The sequence below is a fragment of the Microbacterium sp. G2-16M genome (assembly GCF_055809115.1).
In genome coordinates this window covers 3,388,864-3,415,281 of the sequence record NZ_CM147897.1, presented here as the reverse complement: position 1 = coordinate 3,415,281, position 26,418 = coordinate 3,388,864, and the positions used below count along the sequence as shown (strand labels likewise).

Annotated in this window: 25 protein-coding genes; 8 read left to right on the top strand and 17 right to left on the bottom strand. The window is 71.9% G+C overall.

The features are described 5' to 3' along the window. Window positions 1–7: 7 nt before the first annotated feature. The 5 genes from deoC to AC0L6F_RS16065 all read right to left on the bottom strand — a co-directional run bounded on the left by deoC (window position 8) and on the right by AC0L6F_RS16065 (window position 4,210). Window positions 8–1,009, bottom strand: a complete 1,002-nt coding sequence (deoC, locus tag AC0L6F_RS16085) for a deoxyribose-phosphate aldolase (protein WP_473538656.1) — start codon at window positions 1,007–1,009, stop codon at window positions 8–10. Continuing rightward, window positions 1,006–1,773: a hypothetical protein gene (locus AC0L6F_RS16080; RefSeq protein ID WP_473538655.1), complete on the bottom strand. Its 768-nt coding sequence runs from the start codon at window positions 1,771–1,773 to the stop codon at window positions 1,006–1,008. Before AC0L6F_RS16080 ends, deoC begins: the two co-directional genes overlap by 4 nt. Further along, complete coding sequence (locus tag AC0L6F_RS16075; protein ID WP_473538654.1) at window positions 1,770–2,711, bottom strand: sugar-binding transcriptional regulator; 942 nt, start codon at window positions 2,709–2,711, stop codon at window positions 1,770–1,772. Before AC0L6F_RS16075 ends, AC0L6F_RS16080 begins: the two co-directional genes overlap by 4 nt. Before the next feature lie 93 nt (window positions 2,712–2,804). Then, complete coding sequence (locus AC0L6F_RS16070) at window positions 2,805–3,764, bottom strand: bifunctional riboflavin kinase/FAD synthetase (RefSeq protein WP_274637536.1); 960 nt, start codon at window positions 3,762–3,764, stop codon at window positions 2,805–2,807. Next, window positions 3,761–4,210, bottom strand: coding sequence for a hypothetical protein (locus AC0L6F_RS16065; protein WP_274637535.1), 450 nt, complete (start codon window positions 4,208–4,210; stop codon window positions 3,761–3,763). The genes AC0L6F_RS16070 and AC0L6F_RS16065 overlap by 4 nt, the downstream gene beginning before the upstream one ends. 162 nt (window positions 4,211–4,372) lie before the next feature. On the opposite strand from AC0L6F_RS16065, the gene AC0L6F_RS16060 reads away from it, so the two are divergent. Beyond that, on the top strand, window positions 4,373–5,587 hold the full coding sequence (locus tag AC0L6F_RS16060; RefSeq protein ID WP_473538653.1) for a peptidoglycan DD-metalloendopeptidase family protein: 1,215 nt from the start codon (window positions 4,373–4,375) through the stop codon (window positions 5,585–5,587). 5 nt (window positions 5,588–5,592) lie between these two features. On the opposite strand, the gene AC0L6F_RS16055 is transcribed toward AC0L6F_RS16060, so the two are convergent. Genes AC0L6F_RS16055 through AC0L6F_RS16045 form a run of 3 tightly spaced genes read right to left on the bottom strand, consistent with a single transcriptional unit; the run spans window position 5,593 to window position 7,384 of the window. Next, the gene (locus AC0L6F_RS16055; protein ID WP_473538652.1) at window positions 5,593–5,961 is read right to left on the bottom strand and encodes a hypothetical protein; all 369 of its coding nucleotides are present in this window, start codon (window positions 5,959–5,961) and stop codon (window positions 5,593–5,595) included. After that, on the bottom strand, window positions 5,958–6,866 hold the full coding sequence (gene truB / locus AC0L6F_RS16050) for a tRNA pseudouridine(55) synthase TruB (protein ID WP_473538651.1): 909 nt from the start codon (window positions 6,864–6,866) through the stop codon (window positions 5,958–5,960). Before truB ends, AC0L6F_RS16055 begins: the two co-directional genes overlap by 4 nt. Further along, the gene (locus tag AC0L6F_RS16045) at window positions 6,863–7,384 is read right to left on the bottom strand and encodes a nucleoside/nucleotide kinase family protein (protein ID WP_473538650.1); all 522 of its coding nucleotides are present in this window, start codon (window positions 7,382–7,384) and stop codon (window positions 6,863–6,865) included. Before AC0L6F_RS16045 ends, truB begins: the two co-directional genes overlap by 4 nt. 181 nt (window positions 7,385–7,565) lie before the next feature. On the opposite strand from AC0L6F_RS16045, the gene AC0L6F_RS16040 reads away from it, so the two are divergent. Beyond that, window positions 7,566–8,450, top strand: a complete 885-nt coding sequence (locus AC0L6F_RS16040) for an HhH-GPD family protein (RefSeq protein ID WP_473538649.1) — start codon at window positions 7,566–7,568, stop codon at window positions 8,448–8,450. A 254-nt stretch (window positions 8,451–8,704) separates the two neighbouring features. Here the strand turns inward: AC0L6F_RS16040 and rbfA are convergent, their stop codons facing one another. From rbfA to AC0L6F_RS16005, 7 genes are all read right to left on the bottom strand, one after another. Further along, complete coding sequence (gene rbfA, locus AC0L6F_RS16035; RefSeq protein ID WP_274637529.1) at window positions 8,705–9,130, bottom strand: 30S ribosome-binding factor RbfA; 426 nt, start codon at window positions 9,128–9,130, stop codon at window positions 8,705–8,707. Between the two features lie 50 nt (window positions 9,131–9,180). Then, entirely contained in the window at window positions 9,181–11,973 is a 2,793-nt protein-coding gene (gene infB / locus AC0L6F_RS16030) for a translation initiation factor IF-2 (protein WP_259611615.1), read from the bottom strand. 57 nt (window positions 11,974–12,030) lie between these two features. Continuing rightward, on the bottom strand, window positions 12,031–12,303 hold the full coding sequence (locus AC0L6F_RS16025) for a YlxR family protein (RefSeq protein ID WP_259611614.1): 273 nt from the start codon (window positions 12,301–12,303) through the stop codon (window positions 12,031–12,033). A 32-nt stretch (window positions 12,304–12,335) separates the two neighbouring features. Continuing rightward, window positions 12,336–13,325: a transcription termination factor NusA gene (nusA, locus tag AC0L6F_RS16020; RefSeq protein WP_274637527.1), complete on the bottom strand. Its 990-nt coding sequence runs from the start codon at window positions 13,323–13,325 to the stop codon at window positions 12,336–12,338. Between the two features lie 100 nt (window positions 13,326–13,425). Beyond that, complete coding sequence (locus tag AC0L6F_RS16015; RefSeq protein WP_473538648.1) at window positions 13,426–15,258, bottom strand: lipase family protein; 1,833 nt, start codon at window positions 15,256–15,258, stop codon at window positions 13,426–13,428. Between the two features lie 49 nt (window positions 15,259–15,307). Continuing rightward, window positions 15,308–16,351 carry an LOG family protein gene (locus tag AC0L6F_RS16010; protein WP_473538647.1) on the bottom strand — a complete coding sequence of 348 codons (1,044 nt, stop codon included), beginning with the start codon at window positions 16,349–16,351 and terminating at the stop codon, window positions 15,308–15,310. A gap of 88 nt (window positions 16,352–16,439) precedes the next feature. Further along, on the bottom strand, window positions 16,440–18,200 hold the full coding sequence (locus AC0L6F_RS16005; protein ID WP_473540023.1) for a proline--tRNA ligase: 1,761 nt from the start codon (window positions 18,198–18,200) through the stop codon (window positions 16,440–16,442). Between the two features lie 75 nt (window positions 18,201–18,275). Here AC0L6F_RS16005 and AC0L6F_RS16000 point away from each other — a divergent pair, with 75 nt between their 5' ends. The 5 genes from AC0L6F_RS16000 (at window position 18,276) to AC0L6F_RS15980 (ending at window position 23,626) form a co-directional block, all read left to right on the top strand. Beyond that, window positions 18,276–19,760, top strand: coding sequence for an RNB domain-containing ribonuclease (locus tag AC0L6F_RS16000; protein ID WP_473538646.1), 1,485 nt, complete (start codon window positions 18,276–18,278; stop codon window positions 19,758–19,760). Continuing rightward, a complete protein-coding gene (locus tag AC0L6F_RS15995) occupies window positions 19,760–20,392 on the top strand; it encodes a pyroglutamyl-peptidase I (protein ID WP_473538645.1) in 633 nt (210 codons plus the stop codon). Before AC0L6F_RS16000 ends, AC0L6F_RS15995 begins: the two co-directional genes overlap by 1 nt. Before the next feature lie 71 nt (window positions 20,393–20,463). Then, window positions 20,464–21,351 carry an aminoglycoside phosphotransferase family protein gene (locus AC0L6F_RS15990; RefSeq protein WP_473538644.1) on the top strand — a complete coding sequence of 296 codons (888 nt, stop codon included), beginning with the start codon at window positions 20,464–20,466 and terminating at the stop codon, window positions 21,349–21,351. A gap of 12 nt (window positions 21,352–21,363) precedes the next feature. Then, the gene (locus AC0L6F_RS15985; protein ID WP_274637520.1) at window positions 21,364–21,951 is read left to right on the top strand and encodes a hypothetical protein; all 588 of its coding nucleotides are present in this window, start codon (window positions 21,364–21,366) and stop codon (window positions 21,949–21,951) included. 109 nt (window positions 21,952–22,060) lie between these two features. Continuing rightward, window positions 22,061–23,626 carry an HNH endonuclease signature motif containing protein gene (locus AC0L6F_RS15980; RefSeq protein WP_259611610.1) on the top strand — a complete coding sequence of 522 codons (1,566 nt, stop codon included), beginning with the start codon at window positions 22,061–22,063 and terminating at the stop codon, window positions 23,624–23,626. 118 nt (window positions 23,627–23,744) lie between these two features. Here the strand turns inward: AC0L6F_RS15980 and AC0L6F_RS15975 are convergent, their stop codons facing one another. Then, entirely contained in the window at window positions 23,745–24,593 is an 849-nt protein-coding gene (locus AC0L6F_RS15975; RefSeq protein ID WP_473538643.1) for an alanyl-tRNA editing protein, read from the bottom strand. Between the two features lie 95 nt (window positions 24,594–24,688). Here AC0L6F_RS15975 and AC0L6F_RS15970 point away from each other — a divergent pair, with 95 nt between their 5' ends. After that, a complete protein-coding gene (locus tag AC0L6F_RS15970) occupies window positions 24,689–25,114 on the top strand; it encodes a VOC family protein (protein ID WP_473538642.1) in 426 nt (141 codons plus the stop codon). Window positions 25,115–25,215: 101 nt separating this feature from the next. On the opposite strand, the gene ispG is transcribed toward AC0L6F_RS15970, so the two are convergent. Next, window positions 25,216–26,346, bottom strand: a complete 1,131-nt coding sequence (ispG, locus tag AC0L6F_RS15965; RefSeq protein ID WP_473540021.1) for a flavodoxin-dependent (E)-4-hydroxy-3-methylbut-2-enyl-diphosphate synthase — start codon at window positions 26,344–26,346, stop codon at window positions 25,216–25,218. Window positions 26,347–26,418: the final 72 nt, after the last annotated feature.

The following is a 26,418-nucleotide window of genomic DNA, read 5'->3' as shown; positions in this document are numbered from 1 at the left end:
TCCTTCTTCAGTCCAGAGTCACGTAGTCGGCGCCGGAGTAGCGTCCGGTCGCGAGCTTCTGCCGTTGCAGCAGCACATCGTTGAGCAGACTCGATGCGCCGAACCGGAACAGGTGCGGCACCAGCCAGTCCTCACCCGCGGTCTCGGCGACGGTCACGAGGTACTTGATGGCGTCCTTGGAAGTGCGGATGCCGCCGGCCGGCTTCACCCCGATGCGCTCGCCGGTCAGGCGATGCCAGTCCCGGACGACCTCGAGCATGAGCAGGGTCACCGGCAGCGTGGCGGCCGGCGCCACCTTGCCGGTCGAGGTCTTGATGAAATCGCCGCCGGCGAGGATCGCCAGCCACGAGGCCCGCTTGACGTTGTCGTAGGTGTTCAGCTCGCCGGTCTCCAGGATCACCTTCAGGGCGGCCGAGGTGCCGTCGGCGCGGCGGCACGCCTCCTTGACCTGGACGATCTGGTCGAACACCGTCGAGTAGTCGCCGGCCAGGAACGCCCCGCGGTCGATGACCATGTCGATCTCGTCCGCGCCGGCCTGCACGGCATCGCGGGTGTCGGCGAGCTTGACGCCGAGCGAGGCGCGCCCGCTCGGGAACGCCGTGGCCACGGCCGCCACCGAGATGCCCCCCTGGTCGGGGTCGCCGTGCCGGGCGCCCAGCGCCTCGACGGCGTACGGCACCATGTCGCCGTACACGCACACGGCCGCCACCGGCGGGCATGCCGGGTCACCGGCATCCGGATGCTGCGCCTTGGCGACCAGCGAGCGCACCTTGCCGGGGGTGTCGGCGCCCTCCAGCGTGGTCAGGTCGATGAGGCCGATGATGCGATCCAGCGCCCAGGCCTTGGACGTGGTCTTGATGGAGCGGGTGCCCAGGGCGTCCGCGCGCTGGCTGAGGCCGACCGCGTCGACCCCGGGCAATCCGTGCAGGAACCGGCGCAGCGTGCCGTTGTCGGGCGCATCGCCGAGCACGTCCACCGCCGTGCGGCGGCTGAGTTCTTGTGTGGTCATCTCTCCTCCAGAGGTGGCTGGTGTTCGTGGGAGGTGGGCGCGGCGCCCGTGATCCTGGTGTCGGCCAGCAGGGCGTCCACCAACTCGTCGGGCGCGATCCCCCGACGAGCGGCCTCGTCCTGGAGGCGCCCGATCGCGGTGTGCGACAGGCTGTGCGGGCGCGCGTCGGGCATCAGCAGCGACAGCACCGGCACCACGACCGCGCCCAGCGCCGCCAGGATCGCGGCGATGCCGAGGGTCCGCGGGAACACGGTGTCGTCGACGGCGTCCGGCGCCCAGATCAGGACGCCGATCAGCACCGCCACGACCGCGAACAGACCGAGCGTGATGAACAGGCCGACCCGCACGGCCACGCGCCGGCGATCGGCCAGCAGCAGGAGCAGACACGCCAGCGACGCGGCGATCGACAGCATGACCGCCGTGCCGGTCAGCTTCGAGGTCAGCTCCCACCAGGAGTCGGATCCTCCGGTGTACCAGACGGTCCAGATCACGAGCGCGGCGGCGATGACCGAGACGATCACGCCGGCGACACCCACCGACTGCAGCGGCTTGCCGAGCAGGGCGGCGCAGCACAGCACGGCGACGCTGAACGCGCCCACGACGGCGGTGGTGCCGATCACGCGAGCGGCGGTCTCGCCCAGGTCACCGCCCAGCAGCACGATGATCCCGCCGATCGCGGCGATGGTGAACGCCACTATGATCACGGCGACGACGACGCGACGCAGCCGCGAGACGGGGGTGGCGGGTGAAGAGATCGTGGTCATGCGTCCTCCAGCAGGGAACGGGCGGTGGCCTCATCGGTGACGACCACCGTACACAGCCCGGAGGCGATCACGGTGCGGGCGAGGTCGTGCTTGGCGGCCCCGGCGGTCACGAAGATCGCGGTGTCGGCCTGCCGCAGCCGCGCGAGGGGCATGCCGACCGTCCGCGCGTCCAGCGCCGGGTCGACGATGTTGCCCTCGGCGTCGATGTAGCGGCCGAGCACGTCGCCGACGGCGCCGCGCTGCTGCAGGTGCCGGATGCCGTCGGCGTCGAGGTAGCCGTTCTCCACGTGCGCGGAGGTCGCGTCGCACACGCCGGCGGAGAACACGTAGGCGTCGGCGTGCGCGGCGGCGGACAGCACCGCGGCCACCGTGCGATCGGACTGGATGGCGCGGGCGGTCTGCTCCTGCTCGAGGATCGCGGGACTGGGCAGGAGGACGGCCGCGCCGGACGCCCGCTCCGCGATGGTGGCGGCCAGGTGCGCGGCGCCGCCGGGACGCCGGTTCACACTCACTCCGCCGTTGACCTGCACGACCGTGACCCCGCGCGCCCAGCCGTCGGGCAGGTGGGCGGCGACCGCGGTGAGCGTGCGGCCCCAGCTGACACCGAGGGTGCGCGGCACCGGGCGCAGCGCGCGGAGGTGATCGGCCGCGGCCTGGGCGACGCGGTCGGTCAGTGCGACCTCATCGCCCTGGGGCGAGGGCACCACCACAGCCTCGGACAGTCGCGGGGACGCGGCGACCAGGGCCCGCTCCAGCCCGAGCCGGCGCGCGCCGGGGTGGACGATCTCGATCCGCACGATGCCGGTCTCGCGTGCACGGGTGAGCAGACGCCCCACCTTGAAGCGCGAGACGCCGAGGAGCGCGCCGATCTCATCCTGCGTGCGACCGGCGTCGTAGTAGAGCTCGGCGGCGCGCACCGACAGCAGCTCCTCGTCCACAGCATCCTCCTGCCGTCGAGGATACGCCGGTCACAGCATCCGTGCACGTACGTGCACATATGAGCAGAGGCCGGTGCTGCGCGTGCTCATCCGTCAGCTCAGCAGTTCGCGCACCCGCCGCACATCGTCGGCCATCTGCGTCTTCAGCGCCTCGACGCCGTCGAACGCGACCATGCCGCGCACCCGGTCGGCGAACTCGACCTCTACCCGGTGGCCGTAGAGGTCGAGGTCGGTCTCGTCGAGCACGTAGGCCTCGACCACACGGCGCGGCACGTCGTCGAACGTCGGATTCGTGCCGACGCTGATGGCCGCCGGATACCGGATGCCGGGGTGCAGCCCGTCGCCGGAGGCCTCGTCCACGAGCCAGCCGGCGTACACGCCGTCCGCCGGCACGAAGCCCTCCATGTCGGGAGACAGGTTCGCGGTCGGGTAGCCCAGAGCGCGCCCGCGCTTCAGCCCGTGCACGACCTCGCCCCAGACCCCGTGGGTGCGACCGAGGAGCTTGGCCGCGGTCACCACATCGCCGGCCGCGAGCACCTCGCGGATCCAGGTGGACGAGACCCGCCGCTCGGTGGTGACGGCGCGGACGTCGTCGATGATGTCGACGCGGTACCCGTACTCCGCACCGCGCCGCTCGAGCAGCTCGGGGCTGCCCGCGCCGCCGCGCCCGAACCGGAAGTCGCGGCCCACCAGCACGGTGCGCACGTCCAGCGCCTTCACCAGCACCTGCTCGATGAACTCCTCGGCCGGCTGTGCGGCCATCTCCTGATCGAAGCGGAGCACCAGCGCCGCGTCGATCCCGCTGGCGGCCAGCAGCTGCAGCTTCTGGTGCAATCCGATGAGGTCCTCGGGGCAGAGCTCGGGTCGCAGCGTGGCCAGCGGGTTGCGGTCGAAGGTGACCGCCACCACCTTCACCGCGGCATCCGCGGCATCCACCTTCGCGCGTTCCAGGATCGCCCGATGTCCGGCGTGCACGCCATCGAACTTGCCGATCGCCACGACCGACGGGCCGAAGTCGGCGGGCACCTCAGAGGGGTCGCGGAAGACGATCATCGGGCGCTCACCGCCCGGTGGGATGCGGCATCCGCCGTCGCCGGACGGTGGGTGATCAGCCACCACAGCCCGAAGAACGGCAGCACCAGCGGGATGAACACGTACCCGATGCCGAAGAACGACCACACGGTGGGCTCGGGGAACAGGTCGGGGCGGGCCAGGCTCAGCGTGCCGATCGCGAGGACGCCGACCAGCTCGAACGAGATCGCGACCCAGGCGATCCGGTACCAGACCGGTCGCCGAGAGAAGATCAGCGCGAGGGTGGCCAGGATGTACACGATCGCCGAGGCCGCCGACAGGGTGAAGGCGAGCGGCGCATGGTCGAACCGTTCGATGATCTGCACGAGCGAGCGACCGGTGGCACCGAGCGCCAGGACGGCGTAGACGACGACGAGGACGCGGCCGATGCCGGTCATCCGACGGGGCGGGCGAGAAGGGGATGACATGACCCCTCGATCCTACTTCGACCACGCCCGGCGCCCTCACTCTGCAAGTCACATACACCACTTCAATCTCAGCAGTAGACAGACACACCGTTGGGTGACAATATTTACCGACGGACGGCATCCGACCGCATCCTCATCCGCCCTCTCACCGAAGTGCCCCACATGCGATCGATTCGTTCCACCCTCCCCTCCGTCCTCGCCGCGGCCGCGCTCGTCCTGGCGCTGGCGACCCCGGTCTCGGCCGCCGCGGCCGGCCCCGGCCCGATCTCGACGACGACCGCCGCACCGCCGGCAGCGACGACGTTCACGACGCCGCTGAAGGCGAAGAGCTACACGGTCTCGTCGTACTACGGCCCCCGATGCATGTCGATCCCCGGCGCGTCCACGTTCCACCTCGGCCTGGACATGGCCGCTCCCGGCGGCAGCCCGATCTACGCCGTCGCGGCCGGGGTCGTGGTCGCCACGGTCGACGGCACGAGTTCGCGGGCCGGCTACATCACGATCCGGCACTCGCTGGGCGGGGTGACGTACACCTCGATCTACTACCACATCTGGAAGTCGACCACGCGGGTCACCGTCGGCAGGATCGTCGCGGCCGGCCAGCGGATCAGCGAGGTGGGCACGAGCGGCGTCTCGGGCGGCAACCACCTGCACCTCGAGATCTGGCAGGGTGCACCCGGGTCCGCCCGGTCGCTGGATCCCGCGCCGTTCCTGAAGACGTACGGGGTCGACCTGTACCGCGGCGCGAAGGCGGTCCTGGCCACGAAGCCGCCGACCACGTGCACCTACTACGTCACGACCCCGCTGAACTTCCGGACCGGGCCGTCACTGTCATCCGCCGTCCTCCGGGTCCTGCCGGTGCGCACCGCGGCGGTCGCCGTCGCCGGACAGAGCTCGAACGGCTACTTCCCCGTCCGGGTCGGCACCCAGAGCGGCTGGCTGTCGTCCGGGTATCTGTCGATGAAGCTGCCGCCGCTGCCGCCGAAGCCCCCGGCCCCGGCCAAGCCCCCGGTCGTGGCCCCGTCTCCGACCGGCGCTCCCGCCGCCCTGCCGGGCAGCACGCCCAAGCCCGCCGCCCCCAAGCCCGCCACGCCCAAGCCCGCGGCATCCAAGCCCGCGGCGTCCAAGCCTGCGGCATCCAAGCCCGCGGCATCCAAGCTCGCCGCGCCCAAGCCCGCGGCATCCAAGCCGGCGACGTACAAGACGACGAGCGCCCTGAATTTCCGCAGATCCCCGTCGCTGACGGGGGCGAAGATCCGGGTGATCCCGAGGGGCGCGTCGGTCGGCACTGTCAAGGCCACGAGCGGCGTCTGGCGCAAGGTCGTGTACCTGGGCACGACCGGCTGGGTGCACTCCGCCTACCTCGCGAAGCGCTGACGCGGTCAGGCGGCCTGCACCGTCCAGATCACGTGCATGCGCCAGACCATGACCGCCACCGCCAGCGCCGCGATGCCCATGATCACCGTGCTCCAGCGGCTGCGTTCCACCAGCGCCCACGCGACGCCGGCGGGCGGCAGGAGCACCGCCGAGACGAGGTAGACCCAGAACTCCAGCAGGCTGCCGCTGGGCGGGTTGCCGGCCAGCGGAGCCACGATCGCGATCACGACCTGGGCGATCAGCAGCAGCTCCAGCAGCGCCAGGGCGCCGACCGACAGGTCGCTGGGCCGGCGCCCGGCCAGCCCCAGCACGACGCACAGCAGCCCGCCGACCGCGGCGACGGCGACCGTGACGAGGGTGAACCACAGGATCATGCGTGCTCCTCGGGCATGTTCATGACGCTCTTGACCAGCGCGGCAGGCCCGGTTCCACGCCGCTCGATCACGCCGACCAGCGTGCCATCGGGCGCGATGGCGGCCGCGCGGGGCCCGGTGAAGGCGTCGGCCAGGCCGCTCACCCGCTTGCCGTGGCGCAGGTCGGCGGCCTGCTCGGCGTCGGGGCGCACCGCCGGAAGGACCGCGGCGGCCGCGGCCGCAGCCGTGCGCAGTGGGGTCTCGGCCAGGTCGTCGACGGGGGCGGCATCGGCGACGTCGAACGGACCGATGCGCGTGCGACGCAGGGCGATCAGGTGACCGCCGACGTCGAGTGCGGCGCCGAGGTCGCGCGCCAGCGCGCGGATGTAGGTGCCGGTGGAGCAGTCGACGACGACGTCGAGGTCACGGCATCCGTCGCCGCGGCGGTCCGCCAGCACGTCGAAGCGCGAGACCACGACGTCCCGCGGCTTCAACTCGACCTCGGCGCCCTCGCGCGCCAGCGCATACGCACGGCGGCCGTCCACCTTGATCGCCGAGACCCGGCTGGGGACCTGGGCGATGGGTCCGGTCAGGGCCGCCACGCCGGCGGCGATGCGCTCGTCGGTGACGGCGGCGAGGGCGGATGAGGCGGCCCGGGCGGTGATCTGGCCGTCGGCGTCGTCGGAGTCGGTGGTCTGGCCCAGGCGGATCGTCGCGGTGTACGTCTTGTCGAGCCCGACGATGTAGGTCAGCAGCCGGGTGGCCGGGCCGACGCCGAGGACGAGCAGGCCGGTCGCCATCGGGTCGAGGGTGCCGGCGTGGCCGATCTTGCGCGTGTCCAAGGCCTTGCGGGCGCGCGCGACCACGTCGTGGCTGGTGATCCCGCCCGGCTTGTCGACGAGCAGGATCCCGGTGGGATCGCTCACGACGCCGCCCCGGTCAGACGGACGGGATGCTGCGGATCGGTGGCGTCGATCACGGCGTCGAGCAGTCCGCTCGTGCCGATGCGGAAGTCCCAGACGGCGGCGAGAGCGGGCAGGCCGAGATCGGGCCCGGAGACGATGAGCACGGCGTCGCCGTCGGCGGTCAGCCAGCGCGCCTCGGCGGGCTCGTCGCGCGCCGGATCGTAGGCGGCGAGCTGGAAGCCCGTGGTCGCCGAGGTCTGCCAGCCCTCGCGGAACGGGTCGACGAGCACCCGCCGGAACGCCGACCAGTCGTAGTCGTCATGCGGCTTCCGCTGCGCGCGGGGAAGAAGGAAATCAGACGTCGACGCGCGGAAGGTGGAGACATCCCGCTCTTCGAAGACCGCGGCGAGCCCGTCGGCGATCAGCGCGGCGTCGGCCCCGTCGACGCCGACGATCACCCGTCCGTGCGGCCGCGACGCGCGGATCTCGTCGCGCAGCGCACGCCACAGGGTGTTGGCGGGCGTGATCGGCAGGCGCATGCCCCCAGCCTATTGCGACGGGGCGGAGCGCCCGGCCGAGATCGGCCGGCGGCGGCGGCGGGTGCGGCGGAGCCGGTGGAGGCGGCGCCGGTGGAGGCGGCGGAGGCGGCGGCGGCGGCGGAGGCTGCCCCGGTGGAGGCGGCGGCGGTGGAGCAGCGGCCGACTGCATAGAGTGGACGCCGTGCCCGGTCCCGATCTCGCCACCCCGCTGGTCGCCTGGTACCGGCGCACCGCGCGCGATCTGCCGTGGCGCCGCACGGCGTTCCACGCCCAGTACGGGGGCTGGGGAGTGCTGGTCAGCGAATTCATGCTGCAGCAGACGCCGGCGACCCGCGTCATCCCGCATCTGGATGCCTGGCTGACGCGCTGGCCGACCCCGACCGCGCTGGCCGACGAACGGCCGGCCGAGGCCGTGCGCCAGTGGGCGAACCTGGGCTACCCGCGGCGGGCGCTGTGGCTGCACCGCGCGGCGGTGCAGCTGCGCGATCAGCACGGGGGTGCCGTTCCCGCCGACGTGGACGCGCTGCTGGCCCTGGCCGGCATCGGCGACTACACCGCGCGGGCGGTCGCGGTGTTCGCGTATGGGCAGCGGCATCCGGTCGTGGACACCAACACGAGGCGCGTGCTCGCGCGGGCTCTCGACGGGCGGTCGCAGCCCGGCGCCGCCTCACGTCGCGACCTCGAGCGGATGGCCGACATCCTGCCGGCGGACGACGCGGATGCCGCGGTCATGAACGCGGCGACGATGGAGCTGGGCGCCGTGGTGTGCACGGCGCGTGCCCCGCGCTGCGGGATGTGCCCGATCGCGCACGTGTGCGCGTGGCGGGCGGCCGGCTATCCCGACACCGGTGATCGGCGGCGCAGGCAGGCGCGCTACGAGGGCAGCGACCGGCAGGCGCGCGGCGCCGTGCTGGCGGTGCTGCGGGATGCCGCCGCCCACGCCGTGCCGATCGATGCGGTCATCGCGGACTGGCCGGATGCGCACCAGCGCGACCGGGCGATCGACTCGCTCATCGCCGATGGGCTGGCCGAGGCATCCGACGGGATGCTGCACCTTCCCCGCTGAACGTCGCCTCCGCGCCCGGTGTCGCGAAGACTGCGCCCTGCCAGCGCACGCCTCACCCTGCCGGCGCACGCCTCACCCTGCCGGCGCACGCCTCCCCCTTGCCGGCACACGCCTCACCCCGCCGGCGCACTGCGCGCCCGCGCACTTCGCGCCGCCCGACCCGCGCGAAACCACATCAAACCCGCGACTGCACATCAAACCCGGCCAAGTTTCATGTGCACTCGGCCAGATCGTACGATCCCGAGGAGAAGGGGTCAGTCGGCGTCGCGGGGCTTGAGGTACGGGTCGGCCTCGCCGGCGTGCGTGGCGCCGGACGCCAGGCCGGCCACGCGCTCGTCGCGCTCGCGCGCCTCGCGCAGCAGATCCTCGATGTGACCGGCGTTCTCGGGGATCGCGTCGTGGATGAACTCCAGCGTCGGGGTGAGGCGCACGCTGAGCTGGCGGCCCACCTCGCTGCGCAGCATCCCGGTCGCGGCGCGCAGCGCATCGGCGGTGTCCTGGCGCTCCTTCTCGTCACCGAGCACGGTGTAGAACACCGACGCGTGCTGCAGGTCGCCGGTCACCCGCACATCGGTGATCGTGACGAACCCGAGCCGCGGGTCGCGCAGCCCCTTCTCAAGGCGCTGCGCGATGAGCACGCGGATGCGGTCGGCCATGCGGGCCTGTCGCTCTGCAGACATGATTCCTCCTGAGCGTGGGGACGCCCGAAGGCGTCCCCACGATGCGGCTGTCAGCCGCGCGGCTTCTCCACCATCTCGGTGGTCTCGATCTCGTCGCCGACCTGGATGTCGTTGAACCTGCCCAGGCCGATACCGGCCTCGAAGTCCGTGCGCACCTCGGTGACGTCGTCCTTGAACCGGCGCAGCGACTCGATCGCCAGCCCGTCCGCGACGACCACGCCGTCGCGGATGACGCGGGCCTTCGCGTTGCGGGTGATCGTGCCGTTGCGCACGATGACACCGGCGATGTTGCCGAACTTCGAGGAGCGGAACACCTCGCGGATCTCGGCCACACCCGACTGGACCTCTTCGTACTCCGGCTTGAGCATCCCCTTCAGCGAGTTCTCGATGTCCTCGAGCGCTGCGTAGATGACCGAGTAGAAGCGGATGTCCACGCCCTCGCGCTGGGCGCGCGCACGCGCCTTCTGGTCGGGGCGGACGTTGAATCCGACGATGATCGCGTTGTCGATCGTCGCCAGGTCCACGTCGGACTCGGTGACGGCACCCACACCGCGGTGCAGGATGCGCAGCTGCACCGAGTCGTCCACCTCGATCTTCATCAGCGACTCCTCCAACGCCTCGACGGCACCGGAGACGTCACCCTTGATGATGAGGTTGAGCGACTCGACCTTGCCCTCCTGCAGCGCCTTGGTGAAGTCCTCCAGCGAGATGCGCTTGCGGGCCTTGGCCAGCTGCGCGTTGCGCTCGGCTGCCTCGCGCTTCTCGGCGATCTGACGGGCCATCCGGTCCTCGTCGGTGACGATGAAGGTGTCGCCGGCGCGGGGCACGGAGTTCAGACCCTGCACCTGCACCGGACGGGCCGGAGCCGCCTCGTCGACGGCATCCCCGTTCTCGTCGACCATGGCCCGGACGCGTCCGTACGCCGTGCCGGCGACGATCGCGTCGCCGACGCGCAGCGTGCCGGACTGGATCAGGACCGTGGCCACCGAGCCGCGACCCTTGTCGAGCTTGGCTTCGATCGCCACACCGCGCGCGGCCTTGTTCGGGTTCGCCCGCAGGTCCAGGCCGGCGTCGGCGGTCAGCAGCACCGCATCCAGGAGCTCCTGGATGCCCACGCTCTCCCGCGCCGAGACGTCGACGAACATGACGTCCCCGCCGTACTCCTCGGCCACCAGACCGTACTCGGTCAGCTGCTGGCGCACCTTGGCCGGGTTGGCGTCGGGCTTGTCGATCTTGTTGACCGCGACCACGACCGGCACCCCCGCCGCCTGGGCGTGGTTCAGGGCCTCCACCGTCTGGGGCATGATGCCGTCGTCGGCGGCGACCACCAGGATCGCGATGTCGGTGACCTGCGCACCACGGGCGCGCATGGCGGTGAACGCCTCGTGGCCCGGGGTGTCGATGAAGGTGATGGCACGCTCATTGCCGTCGTGCTCGGTCCAGATCTGGTACGCGCCGATGTGCTGCGTGATGCCGCCGGCCTCGCCCGCGACCACGTTCGTCTGCCGGATCGCGTCCAGCAGGCGGGTCTTTCCGTGGTCGACGTGGCCCATGACCGTGACCACCGGCGGACGGATCTCGAGATCCTCATCGTCCTCCTCGGCCAGCTCCGCCTCGAGGTCCAGACCGAAGCCCTCCAGGAGCTCCTTGTCCTCGTCCTCGGGCGAGACCATCTGGATCTTGTAACCCAGCTCGGCGCCCAGCACCTCGAACGTGGCCTCATCCAGCGACTCGGTCGCCGTGGCCATCTCACCGAGGTTGAACAGGATCGTCACCAGGGTGCCCGGCTGCACGGTGTAGCCGGTCAGCGTCTCGATCTTGTCGGCGAAGTCCGAGATCGACGCGCCGCGGCGCATCCGGATGATCTCGCCGTTGCCCTTCTGGACGTTGACGCCGCCGACGATCGGCGCCGACCGCATCTCGAATTCCTGCCGCTTCGCACGCCTCGACTTGCGCTGCTTCGACTTGCCGCCGCCCTTGCCGAAGGCACCCGCGGTGCCGCCGCCGGGGCCGCGACCGCGGCCTCCGCCGCCGGGACGACCGGGGAAGCCGCCGCCGGGGCGACCGGCGAACCCGCCCGGAGCACCGGCGCCTGCTCCCGCACCGGCACCGGGACGACCCGGACGCTGCTGGAACGGCGCGCCGCCGCCCGGACGACCGCCCGGACGACCCGGGGCACCGGGACGAGCACCCGGACGGGCCGCGCCGGGGCGCGGCGAACCGGGACGCGGCGGCTGCGGCCGGGGCGCCTGCGGGCGCGGGATGTTGCCGGGGTTGGGACGCTGGCCCATCCCCTGGGCGGGCGCGAACGGGTTGTTGCCCGGACGCGGACCGGTCGGACGCTGGCCCATTCCCTGCGCCGAGGAGAACGGGTTGTTGCCCGGACGGGCGCCGCCCGGACGCGGAGCGGATCCGCCCGGCGACGGGGCAGACGAGGTCTGCGCGGGCTCGGCGGCGGGAGCCTCGGTCGCCTCGACCGTGGCCTCGGGGGCCGCAGGGGCGGATGCCTCAGCCGGCGCGGATGCCTCAGCCGGCGCGGGCGCCTCGGCGGGCGCGGGCGCGGCGGGCTTGGCCGCCTTGGCGGCGGGCTTGGCCGGTCGCACCGGGCCGGGACGGCCGGTCGGGGGTGCCGCCGCCGCGGTGCCGGCACCGCCGCCGTTTCCGGCGGTCGACGTGGCCGCACCGTCGGCCTCGAGGGCAGCACGGAGCTTCCGGGCCACCGGAGGTTCGATCGTCGACGACGGGCTCTTGACGAACTCGCCGAGCTCCTTCAGCTTCGCGAGCGCGACCTTGCTGTCGACGCCGAGCTCCGAGGCGATCTCGTGCACGCGTGGTTTTGCCACAATTCTCCTGTCTGAGGTCTCCCCCGGACAGGGCAGACCGTTAGTCGCGGACGGGTCTCATTTCGAGCCGTTCACTTTGTTTCCATAGCCGTTCAGCCGTTTCTCGATGGTCTGCATGTCAAGCGGGCTTGACACACGCAGGGCTCGTACGAAGGCGCGTCGCCGCAGTGCGGCATCCAGGCACGCGTACGTGTCGTGCACCCACGCTCCCCGTCCGGGCATCACCGCACGCTCATCGGGGACGAGGTGGGAGTCGACCGCCACGACTCGCAGGAGCGTGGACCGCGGGGAGCGCCGGCGACAGCCGACGCACGTTCGTACAGCCTCCATCTTACACTCCGAGCCTGGGCGAGCCGTGCGGGTCAGCCCTCTTCCAGGATGCTGTCGGGCTGGATGTCGATCTTGGCCCCGGTGAGCTTGGCGGCCAGACGCGCGTTCTGGCCCTCCTTGCCGATCGCGAGCGAGAGCTGGTAGTCGGGCACCAGCGCCCGGACCGCCTTGGTCGCGGGATCGAGGATGAAGCTCGAGGTCACCTTGGCCGGCGACAGCGCGTTGGCCACGAACTTCGCCAGCTCCTCGTCGTAGTCGACGATGTCGATCTTCTCGCCGCTGAGCTCCTCGGTCACGGCGCGCACGCGGCGCCCCATCTCGCCGATGCAGGCGCCCTTCGCGTTGATCGTCGGATCGGTGGCGCGGACCGCGATCTTGGTGCGGTGACCGGCCTCGCGCGCGAGCGAGACGATCTCGACCAGCCCCGACGCGATCTCGGGCACCTCGAGCGCGAACAGCTTGCGCACCAGGCTCGGGTGGGTGCGCGAGACGGTGATGGCCGGCCCCTTGGCGCCCTTGGCGACGCTGGTCACATAGACCCGCAGCCGCGAGCCGTGCGCGTAGTCCTCGCCCGGGACCTGCTCCTCGGGCGGGAGGATCGCCTCGACGGTGCCGAGGTCGACGTGCACCATCCGGGGGTTCGGGCCCTGCTGGACGACACCGGCGACGATGTCGCCCTCCTTGCCGCGGAACTCGCCGAGCACGGCGTCGTCGGCGATGTCGCGCAGCCGCTGGCTGATGACCTGCTTGGCGGCGAATGCGGCGATCCGGCCGAAGTCCTCGGGCGTGCTCTCCTCTTCGCCGATGACCACGCCGTCCTCATCCAGGAGCGGCACGAACACGGCGACGTGGCCGGTCTTGCGATCGAGCTCGGAGCGGGCGCCGTCCGGGAGCGTGCCTGTCGACGACGTGTGCCGGGCGTAGGCGGTCAGAATCGCCTGCTCGATGATCCGCACCAGCTCGTCGAAGGGGATCTCCTTCTCGCGCTCGACGGTTCGCAGCAGTCCCAGGTCGATATCCATCGCGCCCTCCCTATTCAGCTCTCGCGGGCGCGCGTGCGCGCCGACATCCCTACAACGTTACCGGATGCCGTCTCTCGAGAGTCTGTGAGGATGCCCGCACTCACGCGCATTCCGACGGCGGCGGAGTACGGCCGGCAAACAGGCCCGCCGTCCAGTCGATCAGCTTGGGCAGCAGCGGTGAGGACGGCTGCAGCACGGACTGGTGGGTGACCGCCGGATACTCGCTCCACTCGACGCTGTTCCCGGCCGCGCACAGCCGCTTCACGAACGACACCTGCTGGCTGCGCGGGATGACCTCGTCCCGTTCGCCCCACACGACCAGCAGCGGCGTGTTCCAGGCGCCGTTCACGTTGTTTTGCCCCAACCGGTGCCCCAGGGCGCCGGTGGTCAGGTCGCCGATGTACAGCGGGCGGTCCTCCGAGACGCCGAGCGCGGCGACCACCGAGACGATCACCCCCGGCTCGGTCGGACATCGCTGCGCCATCTCGCGGACGATCGACCGGGCGCCCGGTGCGACGTAGTTCTCCACCCGCACGTCGGGGTAGGTCTGCGAGTACGGGATGAGCACCCACGCCGTCAGCACCGTCAGCTGGACGCTCGCGTAGCCGGCCGTGAGGTCTCGGGCGAGGGCCAGCGGCTCGGCCGCCGGCGCGAGCGCCGCCGTGCCGAGCACTCGCAGGTCGGGCGTGTACCGCCGCGCGATCTGGCTGGCCCAGAGCGCGGCGTGCCCGCCCTGGGAGTGCCCCCAGACCACCACGTCATCCGATGCCCACACGTGCGGGAGCCGCTGCGCGGCCAGCACCGCGTCCAGCGCGGACCGCGCCTCGCCCTCGCCGATGAGGTAGGGGAAGACGCCGGGCGCCCCCTGGCCGGCGTAGTCCGGGGCGACCACTATCCAGCCGTACGCGAGCGCCCGGTCCAGGGCCGGAATCGCCCACCGGGTGGCGGCGTCGTCGCGCAGGCTCGGCGCACAGCCGCGCGCCACGCCGGTCGTCCCGTGGTTCCAGAGCACGATCGGCATCGGTGCGGCGGGCGTCACATCGGGGATGATGACCAGAGCGCTGGCCGGCACCGGCTCACCGTGCGCGTCGGTGCTCGTGTAGAGGATGCGCTTCACGTCCGCACCCGCCGGGATCTTCCCGCCGTATTCGTCGGAGCGGATGAGCTCGCCGTGACCGGAGGGGACCTGCTGCGGCGGGTCGTAGAACGCGTCCACCACGGGGGCGCCGTGCTGCAGCCAGTCGTTCAGGAACCCCCCGGTGACCGTGACGACCACCAGCAGCCCGGCCAGCGCGTACCGTCCACCGTCCGCCCACCGCGGGTGCCCGGTGCGGGTGCGCCGGGGTCGCGCGCCTCGGTCGGGCCGCTGCGCGAGGGCTCCGACCCCGCGAATGAGCAGCATCGCGCCGAACACCGTGGTGCGCACGCCGAAGACCACCGCGACCACCAGGACCGTGACATCCGGCCAGGTCAGCGACAGCACGCCGAACGCGAGTTGGGCGGCCCCCCAGCTGGCCGCCAGCACCCGCTCGCTGACCCGCACGCGCTCGCCGGCGCGGTGGTGCGCCACGGCGTCGGCCAGCGAGGTGGCCCCGCCCAGCAGCAGGAGGACGGCCAGGGCGGCCGGCAGCAGGTTCAGGCTGCGACCGATCCAGATCAGGATGAGCGCGCCGAGGAGGATCCACACCAACGCGAACGCGCGCGACCACCATCGCGGCGACCGATGCGCGGATACGAACTCGATGATCCCCGAGATGATCGCACTCAGCCCGACGTACATCCCCAGCAGCACCAGGGAGGTCAGCGGCCGTGCGACGATGAGCACGCCCAGGACCGCGACCACCGCCCCCACCACGACCAGGCCCCGCGGCGGGGCCTGTGCGAGCAGGCGCGGGAGGACGCTCCACCGCCTGCCGCCCTGCTCCCCCGTCACCGGAGCCATGATAGGTCGCTGAGCCGGTCGCATCGCCGACGCCCGGGCGTCAGGACGGGCGAACCCACTCGTTGATCGCCCGGATCACGCGGTGCAGCTCGCCCACCTTGAACGGGTTCAACGTCATCACCAGGCGGGGCAGCTCGAGCCGGTCGCCGTCCTCCCGCTCGTCGCGCAGCGGATCGGTGAGCGCGATCGCACCCTCGGTGAGCAGGTGCGCGAAGCGCTCGTTGAGCTCGGCCAGCTGGGCCTCGTCGGGGGCGATGCGCATCCGCAGCACGAGGCGGCTGCGCACCCACCGCAGGGAGTCGTAGTTGCGCCAGAATCCGGTGATCTCCTCCACCGCGGCCGGCACGGAGTCGGTCACCAGCACGCGATCGAAGTCGTCCGGATCGATCACGCCCGCCGGGACCAGGTGCTGGTCGATGAAGCGGCGCAGGCCGGCCCAGAACGTGCCGCCGGGCTCGTCCAGCAGCACGATCGGCATCGGCTCGGCCTTGCCGGTCTGCTGCAGGGTGAGCAGCTCGAACATCTCGTCCATCGTGCCGAAGCCGCCGGGCACGCAGATGAAGCCGTGCGATTCCTTCATCAGCATCAGCTTGCGGGTGAAGAAGTACTTCATCGACACGAGATTCTCGGAGTCGGCCAGCAGCGCGTTCGGCTTCTCCTCGAACGGCAGCCGGATCGAGACGCCGATCGACCGATCGGGCCCGGCGCCGTCCGCCGCCGCCTGCATGATCCCGGGGCCGGCGCCGGTGACCACGAACCAGCCGTGGTCGGACAGCGCGTGCGCGGCATCCTTCGCCTGCCGGTACAGCGGATCGTTCGCCTTCGTGCGCGCCGACCCGAAGATCGTCACCTTGGGCACGTCGTGGTAGGGCGCGAACAGGCCGAACGCCGCGCGCATCTCGGTGAGGGCGGCCGAGGTGATCTTCAGATCGAGACGATCGGTGTCGTCCATGCCGAGGCCGACCCCGGTCGCCAGGATTCGGGCCACCAGGTCCGTCTGCTCGGTGATGCCCGCGGCATCCATCGCCTGCCGCAGCGACTCGGTGACCTCGCGCGGGATGGTGTTCGAGGAGGATCCAGCCATGCCTCCACCCTGCCACGGTCGCGGGCCGACGCGGCTGCGGCCGGGCGCGACACGGGCGCGGATGCCGCGGTCCGACGTGCCGCCGCGGTCAGCGCTGTGCGATGAGCCGGGCGACCGCTTCGGCCGCGGGCAGCGTGTCGCGCTCCCCCGCACGGCGGTCCCACAGCTCCACCTGGCCGTCGGCCGCACCGCGGCCGGCCACCAGCACGTGCGGGACGCCGATCAGCTCGGCGTCGCCGAACTTGACCCCCGGCGAGACCTTCGGCCGATCGTCGTAGAGCACGTCCAGTCCCGCCGCCTCGAGCTGCGCGGAGACCTGCTCGGCGAGCTCGGCGGCCACCGCATCCTTGCCGGCCGCCACCACGTGCACGTCGAACGGGGCCACCGACTCGGGCCAGATCAGCCCCTTCTCGTCGTTGTTCAGCTCGGCGATGATCGCCAGGATGCGGGTCACCCCGATGCCGTACGAGCCCATCGTGACGGTGACGAGCTTGCCGTTCTCGTCGAGCACCTTCAGTCCCAGCGCCTCGGCGTACTTGCGGCCGAGCTGGAAGACATGCCCGATCTCCATGCCCCGGGCCAGGTGCACGGGTCCGGAGCCGTCCGGCGCAGGATCGCCGTCCAGCACCTCGGCGACCTCGACGCTGCCGTCCGCCTGGAAATCGCGCCCCGCGACCAGACCGAACACGTGCTGCGCATCGACGTTCGCCCCGGTGATCCAGCCCGAGCCGTCTGAGACCCGCGGGTCGAGCAGGTAGCGGATACCGGTCGAACCGTTCTCCCCCAGCACGGCGCCGTCGGCAGACCACGGGCCGATGTAGCCCTTCACCAATCCCGGGTGTTTCGCGAAGTCCGCGTCGGTCGCAGCCTCGACCTCGGCCGGCGCGAACGCGACCTCGGCCCGCTTCATGTCCACCTCACGGTCGCCGGGCAGGCCCACCACGACGATCTCGCGCGACCCATCGAGGCCCACCAGCGCCAGCACCACGTTCTTCAGTGTGTCGGCGGCGGTCCACGACCTGCCGTCGGGCCGCGGATGCCGCCGGTTCGCCGCCTCGACGAGAGTCGCGATCGTCGGGCTGCCCGGGGTGTCGAGCACCTCTGCGGGCGTCAACTTCTCGTAGCTGCGCGTCGGCGGCGCCAGCGTCGTGAACGCCTCGACGTTGGCAGCGTAGCCGCCTGCGGAGCGCACGAAGGTGTCCTCGCCGACCGCGGTCGGGTGCAGGAACTCCTCGCTGCGCGAGCCGCCCATGGCCCCGGCATCCGCCTGCACGATGACGTACTCCAGACCCAGTCGCCGGAAGATCCGCTCGTACGCGTCGCGCTGGGCCATGTAGGAGGCGTCCAGGCCGGCGTCGGTGCAGTCGAACGAGTAGGCGTCCTTCATGGTGAACTCGCGCCCGCGCAGCAGGCCCGCGCGGGGGCGCGCCTCGTCGCGGTACTTGTCCTGGATCTGGTAGATCGACAGCGGCAGGTCCTTGTACGACGAGTACAGGTCCTTCACCAGCAGCGTGAAGGCCTCTTCGTGCGTGGGGGCGAGCAGATAGTCGCTGCCCTTGCGGTCCTGCAGCCGGAAGAGCAGGTCGCCGTACTCCTCCCACCGACCGGTCACCTCGTACGGGTCGCGCGGCATCAGCGCCGGGAAGTGGACCTCCTGGGCGCCCGCGGCATCCATCTCCTCGCGGATGATCCGCTCGATCCGGGCCTTGACCCGCAGGCCCAGCGGCAGCCACGCGAAGATGCCGGCCGCCTGGCGGCGGATGTAGCCGGCGCGCACGAGCAGCTTGTGGCTGACCACCTCCGCCTCGGCGGGGTCTTCACGGAGCGTGCGGACGAAGAGCTTCGACATACGAGTGACCACGTCGCCCAGTCTAGAGGCGCGGGATGCCGCGCCCCGGCGCGGGTCCCGCCGTACACTGACGACGTGACCCGTCGCCGTCCCCGCCTCGTATCCGCCGCGGCCGGGAACGCCCTGTCCGCATCGCTGACCGCCCTGCACGCCGAGCTGGAGCTGCCCGGGGACTTCCCGCCGGAGGTGGTCGCCGAGGCCGAGTCGGCCGCGCGCGAGGTGGTCGCCCAGCCGTCCGCCGACATCGCCGACCTGCGCGAGATCGAGTTCCTCACGATCGACCCGGAGGGCTCCCGCGACCTGGATCAGGCCCTGCACCTGCAGCGCACGCCGGGCGGCGGCATCCTGCACTACGCCATCGCCGACGTGCCGGCGTTCGTGCGCCCCGGTGGCGCGGTGGATGCCGCGGCCCGCCAGCGCGGCCAGACCCTCTACGCGGTGGACGGGCGGATCCCGCTGCACCCGACGGTGCTCAGCGAGGGCGCCGTCTCGCTGCTGCCCGACCAGGACCGGCTCGCGTTCGTCTGGCGGTTCGAGCTGGACGAGCGTGCCGAGCCGGTGGCCACCACGCTGCAGCGGGCCGTGGTGCGCTCGCGGGCGCAGTGGACCTACGCCGACGCGCAGCGCGCCGTCGACGACGGGTCGGGGCCGGAGTCGCTGACCGCACTGAAGTGGTTCGGCACCCAGCGCGCGCTGCGCGAGCAGGAGCGCGGCGGGGCCAGCCTGAACTCCCCGGAGATCGAGGTCGAGCTGCGGGACGGCCAGTATCTGCTGGAGCGGCGGGCGACGCGCGAGATCGAGGACTGGAACGCCCAGGTGTCGCTGCTGACCGGGATGGCCGCCGCGCAGATCATGCTGGCCGGACGAGTGGGAATCCTCCGCACGATGCCTGCGGCCGACGACGAGGACGTCGCGGCGTTCCGCGCGCAGACCGTCGCGCTCGGGCTGCCGTGGGAGTCCGGCGTCCCCTACGGCGAATACCTGCGCGGCCTGGACGGCGTCGACCCGGTCACCCTCGCGGTGCGCGACGCCGCCACCTCGCTGTTCCGCGGGGCGGGATACACCGCGTTCGCCGGAGAGGTGCCGGCCGAGACGATCCAGGCCGCCATCGCCGCGCCGTACGCGCACGCCACCGCGCCGCTGCGGCGCCTGGTCGACCGGTGGTCGCTCGTGGTGTGCGAGGCGCTGGCGAACGGACGCGCGGTTCCGGATTGGGCGCGCGAGAGCCTGCCCGAGCTGCCGAAGGCGATGGGACGCAGCACGCAGCTGGCCGCACGCCTGGAGAACGCCACCCTCGATCGGGTCGAGGCCGCGCTGCTGCACGGGCGCGAAGGCCAGACGTTCGACGGCACCGTGCTCGGGCACCGCGGCGACGGCGCACGGGTGCAGCTGACCGGGCCGCTGGTGTCGGTGAAGGTGGAGGGGCTGGATGCCGCGGGCGGCACGACCGTGCGGCTGCGGCTGACCAGCGCCGACATCGCGACCGGCGAGATCGTGCTGGTCGCGGTGGACGGGCCGGCCGACGCGGACGGCGCCGGCGCGGGCGGGGACCGAGGCTGATGCCGGGCGTCCTGCTCACCGGCTTCGAGCCGTTCGCCGGCGACGCCGCCAACCCGTCGGGAGACGCGGTGCGACTCGCCCCGTCCCTCTGGGACGGCCCGGAGCCGCTGGCCACGGCAGTGCTCCCGGTGACGTTCGCCGGCGCCGCGCAGCGGCTGCGCGAGCTGATCGCCGCGCACGAGCCGGACGTCGTCATCGCGACCGGGCTGGCCGGCGGGCGGGATGCCGTCAGCATCGAGCGGGTGGCCGTGAATCTGATCGACGCCCGCATCCCCGACAACGCCGGCGCACAGCCGGTGGACCTGCCCTGCGTGCCGGGTGGACCGGCGGCCTGGTTCGCGACCGTGCCGGTCAAGGCGATGACGGTCGCGGTGGCGGGTCGCGGCATCCCGTGCCGGCTGTCGCTGTCGGCGGGCAGCTTCGTGTGCAATCACGTGTTCGCGCAGGCGATGGATGCCGTCGGCTCCGGTGCCCGCGCCGGGTTCGTGCACGTGCCGTGGGCGACCGGCCAGGCACCCGGCGGCGAACCGGAGCTGCCGCTGGACGACATCGCCCGGGCGCTCGTGACCGCCGCGCGCACGGCGCTGGACGTGCGGGTCGATGCGGCAGAGCCCGGCGGCGCACTGCACTGACGGTTCGGGGACGGCGGGTGCGGCGGGCCGCACTCCGAACGCCCCGGCGTCGCCGCCGCTACGCTGGCCCGATGGCGCGCATGCCCGAGGCCGAGGTGGAGGTCGACGTCGCTCTGGTGAGGCGGCTGCTGCGGGCGCAGCATCCCGATCTCGCCGGTCTGCCGGCGCGGATCGCCGAGAACGGCTGGGACAACGTGATGGTCCGGCTCGGCGAGGAGCTGACGGTGCGCGTCCCGCGGCGCGAGGCCGCGGCGCGGCTGGTCGAGCACGAGCAGCTGGTGCTCCCGCGACTCGCGGGGCGGCTTCCCGTGGCGGTGCCGGTTCCGGTGCGCGTCGGGCGGCCGACGCGTTTCTACCCGTGGTCGTGGTCGGTCGTGCCGTGGTTCGAAGGGGAGGTCGCCGCCTCCCTGCCCGCATCGGAGCGCGACGGGTGGGCCGAGCTGTGGGCCGAGACACTCGCGGCGCTGCACCGGCCGGCGGATGCCGATGCGCCGCCCAATCCCGTGCGCGGTGTGCCGCTCGCGCTGCGGATGGACGCGATCTCTGACCGGATGTCAGCCTTCGCGCGCGCCGGCGAGCTGCGGGCGAGGTTCGAACGGGATGCCGCGGCTCCGCCGTACGCCGGGCCTCCCCTGTGGATCCACGGCGATCCGCATCCGCTGAACGTGCTGTGCCGCGGCGGCGCGCTGACCGCCCTCATCGACTTCGGCGACGTCACCGCGGGCGACCCGGCCACGGATCTGGCGACGGCGTGGATGACGTTCACGCCACGCGGCCGTGCCCTGTTCATCGAGCGCTACACGGCGCTCACGGGTGCGGATGCCGCGATGTGGCGCCGCGCCCGCGCGTGGGCAGCCGGCATGGCCTCGGCGATGCTGGCCGCCAGCGACGACCACGCCGCACTCGCGGCGATCGGGCGGCACACGGTGGAGCAGGTGCTCGGCGAGCCCCCGGAGTGACCTGGCCCGTCGGTGGGCGTCGCAGTTCCGAAATATCATCGCGGCATGCGCCACGTCTTCCACACCCGTGTTGATCTCGCTGCCGATACCACGGCCCTCGTCCCACTGAGCGATTTGGCCACCATCGACACCGCGGCATACGAAGCCGCGATCGCCAAGTACGAGGGGTCGCCTGAGCGCCGGAGGCTTCGAGACACGGTCATACCTCTCCTGCACCTGGGCTGGACCGAGGTCGTCTTCCTGAGCCCGATCCATCCGCACGCGTCCTGGCAGGCCTGGCAGGAGATCACGGGCGAGGCGCTGCCGCGCGTTGAGTTCTGGGCCATCCCGATAGATGATCTGCCCGATGACGCCGTCATCTTCGATCGGACGACGAGCGTCGTCGGCGAGGCGATCGACCCGACCGAGGTCGTCCCACTCAACCGCGCCTCGTTCCTCACATCGATGGGCGTGCCGGACAGAAACCGGCAGTGGCTGAGGGAGCTTGCGGGGTCGGGGCGGCGTGGTGCATGGTTCAATCGGCTGCCTCATGTGCTCACCGCCGGTCCGGTGACACTGGATCATGCCCAGGTGATCTCATGGGTCGAGTCGGCGGGATGACTCTGCTGGCGCAGAGGCGACGTCATCGTTACCGCACCGTTATCGAGGAGGGGCGTCGAGGGGGTCGAAGACCCGCTCGAATGTCGGTGGTCCTGGGGATGATGGTGTTATGGCATTCTTCTCCGATCTCGAAGCGCACGCGGCGACGCTGCGCGCGCTGATCGGAGACGACCCGCGGGCGGTGGACCTTCCCGCACGGGTCGCGGCACTCGATGACGACGCTATCGTCGCCACCATCGCCGAAGCGTCCGCGGTCGTGCGTGCCGCCGAGTCGCTGCGGATCGCCGCGACCGGCGTCGTCGCGGCCCGATCGTCGCGTGCGGCAGGGCATTCCGGGCTCTCGCAGGTGCGCGGGCATCGGTCTCCGGTGTCGCTGGTGCAGGAGATCACCGGGGCGAGCCGGACCGACGCCGTCAAGCAGGTGCGGCTCGGGGAGGCCATGTGGGCGGCGGTCCCGACCGCGGACGATGCGGACGCGCCCGACCAGGCCGACACGGCCCCTGTCGCACGGCCCTGGCACGCCCCGTTGAGCCAGGCGCTGCTGGGCGACCGGATCACTGCCGCCCAGCACGACGCGATCCTCCGCAACCTCGGCGAACCCCCGACGATCGACGCGGACGACACGGCAGCGGCCGCCGCCGGAGCGGATGACGGGACCGACGCCGACGACGCGGCCGACGCCGCCGGCGCCGAGCGTCGCCGGCTGGTGGACGCGGCACGCGAAGAGGCGCGAGCGGCGTGGGAGACCGCGGCATGCCAGCTGATCGACGAGGCAGGATGCCGCACCGTGGAGGATCTGGCCGCCCAGGCCCGCGCGATCCGCGACATCCTGGACCCCGAAGGCGCCCAACGACGCTTCGAGCACAGGTACGCGCGGCGCTCGTTCCGCACCTGGCGCGACGCCGACGGCGTCCTGCACGGCTCGTTCATCTTCGACGACGAAGGAGCCCTGTGGGTGCAGACGATCCACGACCACGCGCTCGCACCACGCAGAGGAGTCCGGTTCGTCGACGACACCACCCGCGCCGAGCAGCTCGCCGACGACCCCCGCACCACCGACCAGCTCGCGTACGACCTGATGATCGATGTGCTGCGCGCCGGGGCGCTGGCCGAACCGGAAGCCGTCTTCGGCACCCGACAGGCGGGCATCCGGCTGCTCATCACCCAGGACGCCGTCCACGCCGCCGAACGCGGAGAACCCGCCACCGGGTCCGCACAGGACGACTGCGCCCCGGTCCCGGCCACCCTCGCCCTCCAGCACGCCTGCGACACCGGTATCAGCGAGTGTCTGATCGACGCCGCCGGCAACCCGCTGGACCTGGGCCGGGAGGCCCGGCTCTTCACCGCGAAACAGAAACTGACCCTGGCGATCCGGGACGGAGGATGCCGGTGGCCGGGCTGTGACCGCCCCGCCCACTACTGCGAATCCCACCACATCGACGCCTGGGCCGCCGGAGGCCGCACCGACGTGGACCGCGGCATCCTCCTCTGCCGGTTCCACCACATGCAACTCCACCACGGCGGCTGGACCATCACCCGACACCGAAAGGACGACTTCGTCCTCCACCCACCCGGCCGCGCGGCCCCGATCCTGCTCACCACCCGCCTCGCACGACGCTACCAATGGAGATCCTCGCCACCACCACCCAGATTCCTCCCCACCGCCGTGGCCTGAGGCTGCCGATCTGAGGCTGCCGTGGGTGTCCGTCAGCGCGGCACGGACGCCGGGTGGTCGGTCAGTGCGGCACGGTCGCCGGGTGGTCGGTCAGTGCGGCACGGTCGCCGGGTGTCCGTCAGCGCGGCACGGCCGACGTCGTCATCACCAGCAGCTGCGGATCGGACAGGTCCAGCTCCACCGTGATCGAGGCGAATTCCGACAGCGACGTGACGTGCGTGCCACCGCACGCGAACCCGACCTCACCCTCGGGCAGTGTGCACTGCCAGGTGCGCCGATCGGTGATCGTCGGACCCTCCACGACGATCCGGCTCTCGCCACCGGCGGCCACCCACTCCGCCAGCCGCGCGTTGATCCGGTCTTGACGCTCGCCGAGCGTCGCAGCGAACCCCTCCGAGTCGAACCCCGCCTTGCGCAGGCTCTTGCCGAGCCGATACTCGTCCACGCTGCCGTCCGGACGGATGCTGCTGGTCTGGTTCGCGCGCGCCTCGAAGTCCGGACTGCCCAGCGGATCCACGCCCGGGTCCTTCCGCCACAGATCGGCGAGCGCATGATCCAGCGCCAGCGACGACAGGTGGCACGCCGTGTGCCCGCGGCTCAGTGCCGCGCGCCGCGCAGCATCCACCTCCGCGCTCACGCGCACGCCGGGCGCCACCCACGCCGGCCGCGCACCGTCGAGGCGATGTCCGACCAGCCACGTCCATCCCTCCGCGCCGCGCTTGACCGGGATGTCTGTTCCGACGAACACCGCTCCCCCGGCGTCGACGGCCGCCATCACGGCCTCCTCCACCGGCACGGCGCCGTCGTCCGAACGCAGATATCCGGCATCACCGGGCTGGTCCGGCCAGGTGTGGTCGACCGGATGGAACGGCGTGGCATCGAGCACCACGACGTCGCCGACGACGTACTGCACCGTTCCCTCGCCCGTCACGGCACCCTCGGGGAACGTCACGACTGTCGCTGACATAGGCCTCCTTCGCGCACCGCAGACTATCAATCCGGTCGATGTCGGAGCTGCGCGCTACCGTGACCAGACCGACCTACAGGACCACGGGAGGCACGATGGCGACCCTCGGCAACATCACGATCTACGCGGACGACCCGCGACGGCTCTCCCACTTCTGGGCCGACGTGCTCGGCTACCCGCACAGCGAGTTCGAGGGGCCGCTGAGAGAGCAGCTGCTCGCCTCGGGCCTCACGGAGGCCGACCTGGGCACACGCGGCCTGGCCGAGGACCCGGACGGCAAGGGTCCACGGCTGTTCTTCCACCACGCCGACGGGCAGAAGCGGCAGCGCAACCGGATCCACCTGGATCTGCTGCCGCCGGAGGGCGAGGGCACGCACCAGGAGCGCATGGAGGCGGAGAAAGATCGCCTCGTCGCACTGGGCGCGACCGTGGTGCGCCTGGTCGATCAGCAGTGGGGGCCGTGGCCCGAGCGGTATTACCAGATGCAGGATCCGGAAGGGAACGAGTTCTGCCTGGAATGACGATACCCCGCACGGGGCCGGTCATCAGGGCCGAGGACCAGACGGGCGCGATCAGGCCCGGGGATCAAGCCGGGTGATCAGGCGGTAACCAGACCGGGTGATCAGGCCGTGACGACCTGCGCGGTGCCCAGCGCCGCATCCGGGCCCATCTCGGCGGCGATCCGGTTCGCCTCGGCGATCAGCGTCGCCACGATCTCGGACTCGGGCACGGTCTTGACCACCTCGCCCTTCACGAAGATCTGACCCTTGCCGTTGCCGCTGGCAACACCCAGATCCGCCTCGCGCGCCTCGCCGGGACCGTTCACCACGCAACCCATCACCGCCACCCGCAGCGGCACCGTCACATCCTTCAGCCCCTCGGTCACCGAGTCGGCCAGCGTGTAGACATCGACCTGCGCCCGCCCGCACGAGGGACACGACACGATCTCCAGCGTCCGCTCGCGCAGCCCGAGCGACTGCAGGATCTGCAGACCGACCTTGACCTCTTCGACCGGCGGCGCCGACAGCGAGACCCGGATGGTGTCGCCGATGCCCTCGCCCAGCAGGATGCCGAACGCCGTCGCCGACTTGATCGTGCCCTGGAACGCAGGGCCCGCCTCGGTCACGCCCAGGTGCAGCGGCCAGTCGCCGCGCTCGGCCAGCTGCCGGTAGGCCTTGACCATCACCACCGGATTGTGGTGCTTGACCGAGATCTTGAAGTCGTGGAAATCATGCTCCTCGAACAGCGACGCCTCCCACACCGCGCTCTCCACGAGCGCCTCGGGCGTCGCGCTGCCGTATTTCTCCAGCAGCCGCTTGTCCAGCGACCCGGCGTTGACCCCGATCCGCAGCGACACTCCGGCATCCTTGGCCGCCTTCGCGATCTCGCCCACCTTGTCGTCGAACTGGCGGATGTTGCCGGGGTTGACCCGCACCGCCCCGCACCCGGCGTCGATCGCGGCGAACACGTACTTGGGCTGGAAGTGGATGTCGGCGATCACCGGGATCTGGCTCTTGCGCGCAATGATCGGCAGCGCGTCGGCGTCGTCCTGGCTGGGCACGGCGATCCGCACGACCTCGCAGCCGGACGCGGTCAGCTCGGCGATCTGCTGCAGCGTCGCGTTGATGTCGGTGGTGGGCGTGGTCGTCATGGACTGCACGCTGACCGGGGCATCCCCGCCGACCAGGACCTTCCCCACCCGGATCTGGCGGCTCCGCCGACGCGGGGCGAGCACATCCGGCACATGGGGCATCCCGAGATTCACTGCTGGCACGGCGACCAGCCTACGCCGCGGCATCCCGGGCACTCGCCGAGCGCCGCATCC